This is a genomic window from Halalkalibacter oceani (assembly GCF_023715605.1).
Classification (GTDB): Bacteria; Bacillota; Bacilli; order Bacillales; family Bacillaceae_D; genus Halalkalibacter; species Halalkalibacter oceani.
This window is the reverse complement of the sequence record NZ_JAMBOL010000029.1, coordinates 1-12,016: the sequence shown is the minus strand read 5'-3', so window position 1 is coordinate 12,016 and position 12,016 is coordinate 1. Positions and strand designations below refer to the sequence as shown.

The following is a 12,016-nucleotide window of genomic DNA, read 5'->3' as shown; positions in this document are numbered from 1 at the left end:
GTATAATAAAAGAAAGGAATGGAAAGGGGAATGATCCATGAAAAACGTAGCCAATTGCCCACGTTGCGGCCGGATTTTTGTTAAGGCGTTACGCCCTATATGCCAGCAGTGTTATAAAGAGCAAGAGGATAACTATGAAAAGGTGTCGAAGTTCATGCGGCGCAAGCAAAACAGAATGGCTTCCATTCAGGAAGTTCACGAAAAGACAGAAGTCCCGTTAGAACAGATTCATATGTTTGTCCGCGAGGGCAGGTTGCTCGCCACTCATTTCCCCAACCTCGGTTATCCGTGCGATTCATGCGGTACAATGATTCAGGAAGGCCGCCTTTGCAGCAACTGCAAAGACTCGATTACCGGCGATCTTGAAAAGCTTGAAAAAGAAAAAGAATTCGTTGAGCGGAAAAAGGAAACGGAAAAAGAGAAAAACAGGGTGACGACTTATCATTCTCTTAACAGCCGATTTAATAAAAATGAATAAACATTTTTGAGAAATGTGCCGATATAATGAGTAGGGGATGTTTCAAAAGGGAAAACCCTCTTTGAGACAGCCCATCGGCACATTTTTCTTTTGAAAACAATCGTATTCACAAGGGGTAAAACAGTGAGGTGAGAGCATGAAAATCAATCCGTATCAATCGGTTCAGCAAAATCCATACCGCAAGCAGCTGGAAAAGCAGGATAAGGCTGCCGAGACGAAAGCGAAAAGCGATAAGCTTGAGATTTCCTCTGAAGCGCTGGAAATGCAAAAGGGGACAGCGATTGAAAAAGAACGTCAGACGAAGGTTGAAGATCTGAAGCAGAAGATCGAGGCCGGAGAATACAAAGTAAATCCACAGGCAGTGGCGAACAAGTTTTATCAATTTTGGAATGAGTAGAGATGAGGCAAAGGAGGAACGGGCATGTCAGTGAAGGCAATAACAGAGCTGCTTGAAGCATTGATTACGATTCATCACGAGTTAAATAAAGCAGCCGGGCAAAAGGTCGAGCTGATCAAAAAAGGTGATATGCCTGCCCTGGAAGAGCTTGTCCGCGCGGAAGCCAAGCTGGTGCGCAAGGCACAGGCGACGGAATCAATGCGGGAGAAGGTTGTCCGCACATTTCTTTTAAGCAAGGGAAAGGTAACAGAAAACGCAACGTTGGCCGAAGTCAAGGAATGGGCAACGACAGAAGAGCGTGAGCAGCTTGATGCCCTTCAGCAGCAATTGGTCACAGAGCTTCATTTATTAAAGCGGCAAAATGAACTAAATCAGCAGCTTATCGAGGAATCGTTGCGGTTTGTCAATCTTTCCCTTGATTTAATGGTGCCGCACCAGGAGGATATCAGCTACAAGCGTCCGAACGAGCGCGATGACCAGCCTTACGATACCGGACACTCCTTGTTCGACTCAAAAGCTTAACTTGAATGGAGGATAATTCAGATGCTATCAACGTTCCACGGTTTAGAAACAGCACGCCGGGCGATGATGACCCAGCAATACGCTCTACATACAGTCGGTCATAATATCGCCAACGCCAACACGCCGGGCTATACGAGACAGCGTGTTAACTTTGCGCAAACGGAGCCTTACCCGTCCAGCGGCATGAACAGCCCCCGCATCCCCGGTCATCTCGGTACCGGCGTCAAGGCCGGCTCGGTTCAACGCGTGCGCGAAGCATTTCTTGATGTGCAGTACCGCAATGAAGCGAACAAGGTTGGCTATTGGGATGCCCGCTACAACTCGCTGATGAAAATGGAGGATATTTTAAATGAGCCTTCAGAAAACGGACTGAACCACCAGATTGACCTTTTCTGGAGATCATTTCAGGACTTGGCCGGCAGCTCTGACGATTCCGGCGCCCGCTCCGTCGTTCGCGAGCGCGGCCGTTTCATCGCCGAAAGCTTCAACTACATGCACGATTCATTATCTGAAATCCGCAATGATTACAAAAGCGAAATTGAAGTGACGGAAAAGGAAGTCAACGCGCTTCTCCGCCAACTCGACAACGTCAATGAACAAATCCGCAAAGTCGAACCGCACGGCTACGTCACCAACGACCTTTACGACGAACAGGACCGCCTAATTGACCAGCTCTCGCGGATCGTCAACATCAAAGTCGAACGCGAACAAAGCGGCGGCAAGCCGAACGAAGTCGCCGAAGGAGCGGTAACTGTCTATTTGGTGAATGAGAATGGACAGGCTTATACGAAGCCGGTTTTGAATGATGCAGGTGAACAAGCAACGGGTGATGATGGTGAGCCGCTCTTTGAACCGATTAAGCTTGTGGATGGGACAGGGGCGCAAAGTTATTTGAAAATGAAGATTAACTTTGATGATACAAACAAAGCAGTAACCGGCTACTCCTTTATGAATCAAGTCAATGATGAGGAAACAGATGTAGCTTATGCAATAGATGACCTCCATACCGATATGCCACGTGGGGAAATGAAAGCCTTAATTGAGGCGTATGGCTACGAGACAACGGTCGGCGGGGAAACTCAGATTGTCGGCACCTATCCCGATATGCTAGCGGAGATTGACTTAATGGCTTATAAGTTCGCTACCGAGATTAACAATATTCATAAGCTCGGCTTTACGCTTGGAACAGAAAGTGAGGCTGCGACAAATGGTGACGACTTTTTTGACTTAGGCGATCTTACTGGTCCGGCGGGCGCAGCGAAGGCGATCAAGATCGACGCTGCTATTGAAGCAAGCCGCAATAACATCGCCGCAGCTGGGGTGAATCTGGATGCGTTGACTAGCGGTGCAAGAGAGTCTTATGAGACCTTAATGAGTGCCTCTCCTAGAGATTATGAGGCTCTCCATGCATTATTAGGAAATAATGATAATTTCATTGAAGGCATGCCAAAAGCCTATGCCGGAAGCGGAACGAATGCGCTTGAATTAGCGAATATGAAGGACATTATTATGGAATTCAGCTCGGGCAATTCAGGCACGATCAGCAGCTATTATCAAAGCGTGATCGGCGATATGGCTGTTGAGGCCCAGGAATCGGCGCGGATGGCGGACAGCTCATTATCGCTGCGAGACAGTGTTGAATTTCGCCGCCAGTCCGTCAGCAATGTTTCGGCGGATGAGGAATTTACATTAATGATTCAATTTCAGCACGCCTATAATGCGGCGGCGCGAAACATCACGATGGTCGATGAGATGCTTGACCGCATTATTAATAATATGGGGATAGTCGGAAGATAAGGATAGGTGAGAAACGATGCGTGTAACACAAATGATGCTATCGACAAATTCATTACGGCATATCAATCAGGGTTATAACCGCCTTGCCTCGCTGCAGGATCAACTTTCTACCGGAAAAAAAATTACCCGCCCATCGCAGGACCCAGTTGTGGCGATGAAGGGAATGCGCTACCGCACCCAGGTTACGGAAGTGGAACAGTTCAAGCGCAACCTCAGTGAAGCCTATAACTGGCTGGATACGGCGGATGCTGCATTGGATCAGGCGACGGAAACATTGCGGCGGATTCGCGATCTGTCGACACAGGCGGCGAACGACTCCTATAATGCGGAGGAACGGGCGAACATTGCCAAGGAAGTTCAGCAGCTGCGGGAACACTTGCAGTCCCTCGCCAATACAAAAAGCAGTCACCGCTATATTTTTAATGGGACGGACACGACGAACGCGCCGATTATTGATATGGAGAAGATCGATATCGGGCTGGAAACGTTATTTGATCCAAACACGGAGCTTGATAAGATTGAGCTTAGCTATGATGGTAAGATCTTTAAAGAAGTTTCGAGTGATGGCGGACAAATTGTATTTGAGGCGGTCGGCCAGGAAGATGTCCAATTGATCATTGAAGAAAATGGCAATAAAGTGACCTTCACTCGACCAAATCCGGATAGCTCTGTAAGTGAACCAACGATAACCGAAACTCTGCGCCCAGCTGATGTCATCGCCTCATACAATGATGCTGTTTCGATTAACACGCAAACGGTTGAAATCGAATTGCTGAAGGGTGTCACGATTCCTGTGAATGTCGATCCGGCGAACATTTTCAACAATGCGCTTTTCGGCGATATTATCAGGCTGGAGCATGCCTTGAACGACCCGGGAGTTACCGGGAATGATTTGACCGGGTATATCGACAATGTCTTTGGCCATATTGACCAGTTTGTCGCGGAGCGTGCTGAACTTGGAGCCCGTGTGAACCGGGTGGAGATGATGGAAAGCCGCTTAATGGAGCAGGAGGTCAGCGCGAAAAACATTATGTCCAACAATGAGGATGCCGATATTGAACAGGTGATTATCGACCTGACGATTCAGGAAAGCGTTCATCGTGCCGCTCTTGCCGTTGGCGCGAGAATCATACAGCCGACATTACTCGATTTCCTCAGATAATTGAGCAAAGGAGGAAGCTCGCTTGCAGCTGCCTACGCTTGAGATTCATTCAACAGACGCCTATATCGGCATGAGCTCTCATCGCCCCGGCCCGCGTATCTCGCAGCCGTCCGCCGATCTGCAAATTCGTCAGCAGCATGTCGGCATGATCGAAATTAGTCAAACCGCCGCGAAGCTGTTTATTGACCAGAGACAGGCTTTTGCCGAGGCGAATTTAAAGACCCCGTTGCGGATGGCAAATGACTACTGGAACAAAACGACGAGCGTCGTTCACCAGTATCTTGCGAAAAAAGCCCAGCAAGGGGATCAAATGATGAAAATCGAAAACGGCGCGCGGGGCGGGGCCGCTTTTGCCCAAATCGCCAAAGTGAACGGCGAGCGGGCGCCACAGAAAGCGGTCTATACGACAATGCCGCGTTCGGCTTTCAGCATCTCATTTGATTATCAGCCCGGGCAGCTGTCGATGAAAGCTCCGTATAAGGAACCCGATATTACCGTAACCCCCCGTCCGCCGCAAATCGAAATGCCGAAATGGCAGCTCGATGTCTATCTAAGACAGAAAAACAACATTTCCTTTCAAGCGGTCGGGACAGAAGTGAATATGGGATTGTGAATCCCGTTTGTTGATAGAAAATAAATATGTTTATAGATCAATTGAGCCCCTCCAGGTAAAGAGGTCGGATCAATTGATCTTTTTTGGTTTGGCGTTAAGGAGACGGCCAGGATCTCAGCTGATTAGTTGAGTAATGTAAAATGAAAATCACTATACATACTTTTCAGAAAATTACATTGACATCAGATGAATATTTGATATAATTCAATTCATGAGATGTATAATGAATTTATGATTTTTTGAAATTGATCATATGAATATAAACATTTGCAGAAAGGAAGTAGTGATGCCGGATATGAAAGCGCTTTACTATAAGGGGAGCAATCAACTTTCATTTGAAGAAGTCAAAAGGCCGATGCTCGATCCTGGAGAAGTACTCGTACAAGTAGCATTTGCCGGGATTTGTGGCTCTGACATGGGGGTACTTGCAGGTAAACACCCACGGGCGGTGGCTCCTCTCATTATGGGACATGAAGTTAGCGGCGTAGTAGTTGAAACAAAAGATGTCGACACTGTTGAAATAAACGAACGGGTTGTGATTAATCCGTTGCTGACATGTGGGAAATGCCAGCCATGTAAAACAGGTCATTCTCATGTTTGTCGCGATTTAAAGCTTATCGGAATCGACAGAGATGGAGGTTTTGCGGAATTCGTTAAAGTAGCAAGTGGAAATGTCATTCACATTCCTTCAGAACTGTCTTTTGAAATGGCGAGCTTGATAGAACCATTAGCAGTCACGGTGCATGCAATTCGAAAGTCTCAATATAAAGCAGGGGATCAGGTGGTGGTTATTGGAGCCGGACCGATTGGGATGTTAACTGCGATGGCTGTTAGACTAGCCGGGGCTGCAAATGTGATGATTTGTGAGGTTAGTGAGCAGAGAAGGCAGTTTGCAAAAGAACAAGGATTCAAAGTCATCGATGGAAATGATCAACCAGTAGAAAAAGTGATGGAGCAAACAAAAGGAAATGGAGCCGATATTGTTTTTGAAGTTGCCGGAGTTCCAGCAACTGCTCTCCTTTCTACCGAGCTCGTTAAGATAACAGGACAAGTGGTGATTGTAAGTGTGTTTAAAGAGCCTTCAAAGGTTGATCTCCAAGCGCTGAACTTTCGTGAACTGTCGATGTTAGGGGTTAGAGTGTATACCGATAAGGATTATGAGATTGCGATGCGAATGCTTTGCACATATCCGGAATTCTCGAATGTCATCACGCACAAGCTTCCACTGGAAGAAGCGGAAAGAGGATTTGCCTTAATGCGTGAAGCTGAAGCGGCGTTAAAAGTATTACTTTATCCAAAGAAAGGAGGAGGGGGACGATGAAATTATTTGATTTACATGGACAGAGGGCGGTTATAACGGGTGCAACCAGAGGTCTTGGACAGTCAATGGCAATTGCCCTCGCAGAAGCAGGAGCCGATCTTGTCCTCCTGCAGCGGAATACACAAAATACGGAGACACAAGAGAAAGTTAACCAACTCGGGAGAGAGTGTCACCTAATTGAATGTGATTTACAAGATATGGGGCAAGTCAGACTGGCTATAGACCATGTAGTGAAGCAAGCAGGCAAAATTGATATTCTTGTCAATAACGCCGGAATCCAAAGAAGATCACCCGCGATTGACTTTTCTGAAAAGGATTGGGATGACGTCATCGATATTAATTTGAAGTCGATTTTTCTTCTTTGCCGGGAAGCGGGAAAAATGATGATTTCAAACCAATATGGCAAAATTATTAACATTGCATCACTGGTTTCTTTTCAAGGTGGGATCACAGTGCCCGCTTATGCAGCAGCAAAAGGAGGCGTCGCCCAATTGACGAAGGCATTGTCGAATGAATGGGCAAAATTCGGCATCAATGTCAATGCGATTGCCCCTGGCTATATGGCGACCGATTTAAATGAAGCGTTACTTAATGACGAAAATAGATCCCGCCAAATTTTAGAGAGAATTCCAGCCGAACGCTGGGGGAACCCTGATGATATGAAAGGTGCAGTCATCTTTTTAGCATCTCAGGCGTCAAATTATGTGAACGGGCATGTACTGGCCGTAGATGGTGGTTGGTTAGGACGATAGGCGGTAGATGAAGGAGAGCATGAGATGAGAAAACTTATGTATGAAAGTGTTTATGAGGAAATCAAAAAGCGTATCAAGGAAGGTGTATGGAAAGAAGGAGAGCAAATTCCAACTGTTCAAGCTTTATCGAAGGAGTTGGAGGTGGGAGCTTCCTCTGTGCGCGAAGCGATTCGTGTTTTAGCTAAACAAAACATCCTGAAAGTGGAGCAAGGGCGCGGAACATATGTGATGAATGATTTGAAAAGCGGTCAGGAAAATCATGGCTTCACCTTCCTTGAGGATGCGACGATGCTCCAATTAACAGAAGCTCGCATAATCATTGAACCTGAATTAGCTGCACTAGCCGCAGAAAATGCCACGGAAGAAGAAGTGAAAAGTATTATGAAGGCGGCACATGGTATGAATCGAAAAAGAAAACAAAATAAAAATTTCTTTCGGGAAGATATGTTATTTCATTATTTAATCGCAAAGGCATCAGGTAATTATATTATTTTTCAAATGCTAAATAAAATTAGTGACTTGCTTGTTGATAGTCGGAAACGAACAATGCAAATGGAAGGGATGGATGAAAAGGCCTCCCACTATCATATTCTCATTGCCGAAGCGATTGCCCAAAAAAATCCGTCTCAAGCAAGGAATCTAATGAAAGCTCATATTGATGATGTTATCTATGAATTAAAAAAATAGATAAATAAAAACATGGGGGAAGTGTAATGATGAAAAAAGGCTTTGCATTTTTATTGCTACTAGGAGTTGTTCTGGGAACATTAATAGGTTGTAATTCATCGGAAGGGAATAGTCAATCAGGAGGGAGCGAGAACGATGATTCCAGTTCGGAGGGAACAGCTGAAGCTCAAATTATTTCAGTCGCTCTGACACTTTCAGAAAACTCATCTCTTTATGAAACATGGGAGAAATTTGGAGAAGTAGTCGAGGCAGAAAGTGATGGCTTATTAACTGTTGAAATCTATCCGAATGGAGAAAAAGGAAATGACCGGGAGTCAATTGAAGGGGTTCAAGTTGGGACAATCACCGCTACAGCCCCTTCGACTGCCCCAGTAGCAGGCTTTGACGAAACCTATTCAGTTTTCGATCTGCCATTTTTATTTAAAGATCGTGAAACCGCATACAATGTGCTGGATGGAACAGTTGGACAGGAGATGCTGGACAGGCTTGAGAATATTGGAATGAAAGGGCTCGGCTATTGGGAAAATGGTTATCGTAATTTAACGAACAGCAAGCTTCCAGTACGGACTCCAGAAGATGTAGAGGGATTAAAGATCCGGACAATGGAGAACAATATGCACTTGGAAACTTGGAAATTACTTGGAGCAAACCCTACGCCAATGGCATGGGCCGACGTTTATGTATCCTTGCAACAAGGGGCGCTGGATGGACAGGAAAACCCACTCAGCATTATTTACGATCAAAAAGTTTACGAGGTTAATGACTATGTAACGCTTACAGGTCATGTCTATAGTCCGTTCGTTGTTTTATTTAATAAACAGTTCTATGATGGCCTCTCTCCTGACTTACAGGCAGCTATTGAAACTGCCATGGAAGAAGCGAAACAGGCAAACCGCCAATTAGTACTTGAAGAGGAAGATGAAATTAAAGCGAGTTTAGCTGAAACCGGTATGGAGGTAATCGAACTGACAGCAGAAGAAAAAGCAGCCTTTCAAGAGGCAACCTTGCCTATCTATGACCAATTTAGTGATGTCATAGGGGCAGAGCTTGTTGAGCAAATGTTAGAAGCGGTTAAATAGCCAGATTGGATGCTGGTATTGGTAGGGGGTCTCACCTGTGTGAGAGTCTCCCTGCCCTTTTGATTATAAGGAGGTGGACGGAGTGCCGAAAACGGTTAGAATCTACATTCAATCAATAGATAAACTTAATAAAACGATGGGGTATCTACTAGCTCTTATGCTGCTTGTCATGACTGTCGTTATCTTTGCTCAGATTATCAGTCGGTATCTATTAGGAGAATCCTTATCATGGTCAGAAGAATTAGCCCGCTTTATTATGGTGTGGGGCGTCTTTATCGGTTCTGCCATCGCAACTCGTTATCAGTCGTTAATTGCAGTGGAAATACTCCCTCAAAAGCTGCCGGAACGATTTGCAAAGTGGGTCAAACTGCTAGTCTATGCAATTATAATCATATTTTGCTACTACTTGTTTTCCTACGGGATTGATATGGTTAGGCAGGTTATTCTTCAGAAGTCGCCAGCTATGCAAATCTCAATGGCAATCCCGTACTCATCTGTGCCAATCGGGACATTGTTAATCTTCCTGAATACGGTTGTTGTTCTTTTTGAAAGTCTGTGGAAAGAGGAGGCGGAATAAGATGGCCCTGATCGCGATTATCCTTCTCTTAGTTTTTATCAGTCTTAGCGTTCCGATTGCGATTTCAATTGGTCTAGCATCGATGATCGGTATTTTAGTCGATGGCCAAGTACCGCTTTTGGTTGCGGTACAGCGTATCTATAATACATTAGACTCCTTTCCGATTATGGCGATTCCTTTTTTTATTTTGGCTGGCTACTTGATGGAAAAGGGAGGAATCTCCCAACGGTTGGTGAATTTGGCAAATTCCTTTGTCGGTCACATGACGGGGGGACTTGCCATGGTCGCCGTGCTTACTTCAATGTTTTTTGCTGCGATTTCGGGATCGAGTGCTGCCACAACTGCAGCAGTTGGCTCAATTTTGATACCGGCGATGGTGAAGCGTGGCTATGATATCCGTTTTGCGACCTCAGTGACAGCCTCTTCAGGTGAATTAGGCGTTATTATTCCGCCAAGTGTACCGATGATCTTATTCGGGATTGTCACGCAAGTATCGATTGGAGACATGTTTATCGCGGGTATTTTGCCTGGGATTTTAATTGGCCTTACTGTGATGACACTCGTCTTTATTATAAGTAAAAAGAACAACTACAAAGGTGGAGAGAAATCGTCCTGGGGAGAACGCTTTACAGCGTTTAGAAAAGCATTTTTAGCACTGTTAATGCCATTTATTATTTTAGGAGGGATTTATGGGGGGATCTTCACGCCGACAGAAGCGGCGGTTGTAGCTGTTGTATATGCCCTGATTGTCGGGACACTTGTGTATCGAGATATTAAATTGAAAGATGTGCTTCCCATTTTAAAGGATTCATTTGTCACATCTTCTATTATTATGCTCATTATTGGAGCGGCGGGGATTTTTACATGGGTTATTTCCCAAGAGAAAATTCCTCAGCAGCTGGCAAATTTATTTACAACGTTCACCGATAATCCTTTAATCTTTTTGCTGATTGTGAACGTTCTGTTATTTATTGTAGGAATGTTCTTTGAAACAGGGGCGGGCATCGTCATTTTAGCACCAATTTTAACGCCGATTGCAATGGAATTAGGCATTGATCCGGTTCACTTCGGGATCATCATGATTGTCAACCTGGCGATGGGAATGTTCACTCCACCACTCGGTGTAAATCTGTTTGTGGCGTGTCAGGTCGCCAATTTACGTCTGGAGCAAATTATGAAGCCGATTATTCCATTTATTTTAGTTGTTGCGTTAGATGTACTCATCATCAGCTATATTCCAGAGATTACACTGTGGTTCAAAATGATAAGTCCATAATCGATAGAACGGAGAATGAGAGATGAAAATTGTTGATGTGAAATCTGTTGTAGTGAATGCTGAATTGAGAAACTGGGTCTTCGTAAAAGTAGAAACAGATGAAGGAATCATCGGCTGGGGGGAAGCTTCTTTAGAATGGAAAACAAGAGGGGTCGTTGGTTGTATTGAAGATTTAAAACCATTTATTCTAGGTTTAGATCCGACGAATATCGAACATCTTTATCAGGTGATGCAGCGTCATCCTTTTTTCCGTCCTGGAGCTGTCGGCTATAGTGCGATCAGTGGAATCGAAATGGCTTGCTGGGATATTTTCGGAAAGTCTCTTGGGCTTCCGGTTTATAAATTATTAGGAGGAAAAGTCAGAGACAAGATTCGCATGTATGACCATTTAGGCGGAGGGCAGATGGATAGTCTATACAATTCAATCGATGATACGACAACAATGGTGGAAAAAGCACTTCAATCTGTTGAGGATGGTTACACAGCAATCAAAGTGCTGGTCGTCCCGCGCACAGCCCCATTAGAAGGAAACAGAGTGATTCGTCATGCTTCGATGCTGATGGGAGCGATTCGTGACGCAGTCGGCGATGATATCGATATTATGGTCGATTTACACGGACGCACGACACCAGAGATGGCGATCCAATATGCAAAAGAACTGCGGCAATATAAGCCATTCTTCTTTGAAGAACCTTGTTTGCCTGAAAATGTTGAAGGTACCTTGCGGGTCACAAATAGCATAGACATTCCCGTCGCAACAGGGGAAAGGCTCGTGACGCGCTTTCAATTCCGCGAGCTATTAGAAAAAAATGCCTGCGCTGTTATCCAACCAGACCTCGCTCACTGTGGAGGACTCTGGGAAGCGCGAAAAATTGCTGCGATGGCAGAAACATATTACGTCAGTGTCGCTCCTCATAACCCACTTGGTCCTCTTGCAACCGCAGCGGCGATCCACTTTGCGACTTGCACACCAAACTGGCTGATTCAGGAGTCGTTCAGAAGCGATGTGCCGTGGAGGGATGAGGTCGTAAGCAATCCGATTCAAGTAAAGGAGGGGTATGTCATTCCAAGTGAAAAGCCAGGACTCGGAGTAGAAGTCAATGAAACAGAAGCAGCAAAACACCCTTACAAGCCGGAGGTGTTGGCAAGGTATTGGCATGAAGACGGATCAGTCGCGGATTGGTAATAAGAAGTGAAAAAAGTCGCTGCGGCGGCTTTTTTTGATAGATGAATCAATTTCATAAAGCCTAGTTCACGATTGTTAGACGACCCCCATTTCGCTTTTAGTGTTTTTAAAAAATTAATTACGCGGCTTGACTAGTCTGCTTGCTAGAAAGGGACTTGGCTATACGATC

Annotated in this window: 13 protein-coding genes; all 13 read left to right on the top strand. The window is 45.2% G+C overall.

Going from position 1 to position 12,016, the window contains the following annotated elements; translation table 11 throughout:
- Positions 1–37: 37 nt before the first annotated feature.
- The 13 genes from M3202_RS18980 (at position 38) to dgoD (ending at position 11,847) form a co-directional block, all read left to right on the top strand.
- Positions 38–478 (top strand): TIGR03826 family flagellar region protein, encoded by a 441-nt coding sequence (locus tag M3202_RS18980; RefSeq protein ID WP_251224809.1) that lies wholly within the window; start codon positions 38–40, stop codon positions 476–478.
- A 136-nt stretch (positions 479–614) separates the two neighbouring features.
- Entirely contained in the window at positions 615–875 is a 261-nt protein-coding gene (gene flgM, locus M3202_RS18975; RefSeq protein WP_251224808.1) for a flagellar biosynthesis anti-sigma factor FlgM, read from the top strand.
- A gap of 24 nt (positions 876–899) precedes the next feature.
- Positions 900–1,397 (top strand): flagellar protein FlgN, encoded by a 498-nt coding sequence (locus tag M3202_RS18970; RefSeq protein WP_251224807.1) that lies wholly within the window; start codon positions 900–902, stop codon positions 1,395–1,397.
- A gap of 21 nt (positions 1,398–1,418) precedes the next feature.
- A complete protein-coding gene (gene flgK / locus M3202_RS18965; protein WP_251224806.1) occupies positions 1,419–3,194 on the top strand; it encodes a flagellar hook-associated protein FlgK in 1,776 nt (591 codons plus the stop codon).
- A gap of 16 nt (positions 3,195–3,210) precedes the next feature.
- Positions 3,211–4,356, top strand: coding sequence for a flagellar hook-associated protein FlgL (gene flgL, locus M3202_RS18960; protein ID WP_251224805.1), 1,146 nt, complete (start codon positions 3,211–3,213; stop codon positions 4,354–4,356).
- 22 nt (positions 4,357–4,378) lie between these two features.
- The gene (locus tag M3202_RS18955; protein WP_251224804.1) at positions 4,379–4,969 is read left to right on the top strand and encodes a DUF6470 family protein; all 591 of its coding nucleotides are present in this window, start codon (positions 4,379–4,381) and stop codon (positions 4,967–4,969) included.
- A gap of 286 nt (positions 4,970–5,255) precedes the next feature.
- Positions 5,256–6,290, top strand: coding sequence for a zinc-dependent alcohol dehydrogenase (locus M3202_RS18950; protein ID WP_251224803.1), 1,035 nt, complete (start codon positions 5,256–5,258; stop codon positions 6,288–6,290).
- Entirely contained in the window at positions 6,287–7,042 is a 756-nt protein-coding gene (kduD, locus tag M3202_RS18945) for a 2-dehydro-3-deoxy-D-gluconate 5-dehydrogenase KduD (protein ID WP_251224802.1), read from the top strand. Before M3202_RS18950 ends, kduD begins: the two co-directional genes overlap by 4 nt.
- Before the next feature lie 24 nt (positions 7,043–7,066).
- Positions 7,067–7,729, top strand: coding sequence for a FadR/GntR family transcriptional regulator (locus tag M3202_RS18940; protein ID WP_251224801.1), 663 nt, complete (start codon positions 7,067–7,069; stop codon positions 7,727–7,729).
- 26 nt (positions 7,730–7,755) lie between these two features.
- The gene (locus M3202_RS18935; protein ID WP_251224800.1) at positions 7,756–8,808 is read left to right on the top strand and encodes a TRAP transporter substrate-binding protein; all 1,053 of its coding nucleotides are present in this window, start codon (positions 7,756–7,758) and stop codon (positions 8,806–8,808) included.
- Positions 8,809–8,890: 82 nt separating this feature from the next.
- Positions 8,891–9,385, top strand: a complete 495-nt coding sequence (locus tag M3202_RS18930) for a TRAP transporter small permease (RefSeq protein ID WP_251224799.1) — start codon at positions 8,891–8,893, stop codon at positions 9,383–9,385.
- 1 nt (position 9,386) lies between these two features.
- Positions 9,387–10,661 (top strand): TRAP transporter large permease, encoded by a 1,275-nt coding sequence (locus M3202_RS18925; protein WP_251224798.1) that lies wholly within the window; start codon positions 9,387–9,389, stop codon positions 10,659–10,661.
- A 22-nt stretch (positions 10,662–10,683) separates the two neighbouring features.
- Complete coding sequence (gene dgoD / locus M3202_RS18920; protein ID WP_251224797.1) at positions 10,684–11,847, top strand: galactonate dehydratase; 1,164 nt, start codon at positions 10,684–10,686, stop codon at positions 11,845–11,847.
- Positions 11,848–12,016 lie beyond the last annotated feature (169 nt).

What these genes read in the sequence shown, in the direction of transcription:
- dgoD (WP_251224797.1), top strand. Translation starts at nt 10,684, where the DNA reads ATGAAAATTGTTGATGTGAAATCTGTTGTAGTGAATGCTGAATTGAGA.
- M3202_RS18935 (WP_251224800.1), top strand. Translation starts at nt 7,756, where the DNA reads ATGATGAAAAAAGGCTTTGCATTTTTATTGCTACTAGGAGTTGTTCTG.
- flgM (WP_251224808.1), top strand. Translation starts at nt 615, where the DNA reads ATGAAAATCAATCCGTATCAATCGGTTCAGCAAAATCCATACCGCAAG.
- M3202_RS18980 (WP_251224809.1), top strand. Translation starts at nt 38, where the DNA reads ATGAAAAACGTAGCCAATTGCCCACGTTGCGGCCGGATTTTTGTTAAG.
- M3202_RS18940 (WP_251224801.1), top strand. Translation starts at nt 7,067, where the DNA reads ATGAGAAAACTTATGTATGAAAGTGTTTATGAGGAAATCAAAAAGCGT.
- kduD (WP_251224802.1), top strand. Translation starts at nt 6,287, where the DNA reads ATGAAATTATTTGATTTACATGGACAGAGGGCGGTTATAACGGGTGCA.
- M3202_RS18970 (WP_251224807.1), top strand. Translation starts at nt 900, where the DNA reads ATGTCAGTGAAGGCAATAACAGAGCTGCTTGAAGCATTGATTACGATT.
- M3202_RS18925 (WP_251224798.1), top strand. Translation starts at nt 9,387, where the DNA reads ATGGCCCTGATCGCGATTATCCTTCTCTTAGTTTTTATCAGTCTTAGC.
- flgK (WP_251224806.1), top strand. Translation starts at nt 1,419, where the DNA reads ATGCTATCAACGTTCCACGGTTTAGAAACAGCACGCCGGGCGATGATG.
- M3202_RS18950 (WP_251224803.1), top strand. Translation starts at nt 5,256, where the DNA reads ATGCCGGATATGAAAGCGCTTTACTATAAGGGGAGCAATCAACTTTCA.
- flgL (WP_251224805.1), top strand. Translation starts at nt 3,211, where the DNA reads ATGCGTGTAACACAAATGATGCTATCGACAAATTCATTACGGCATATC.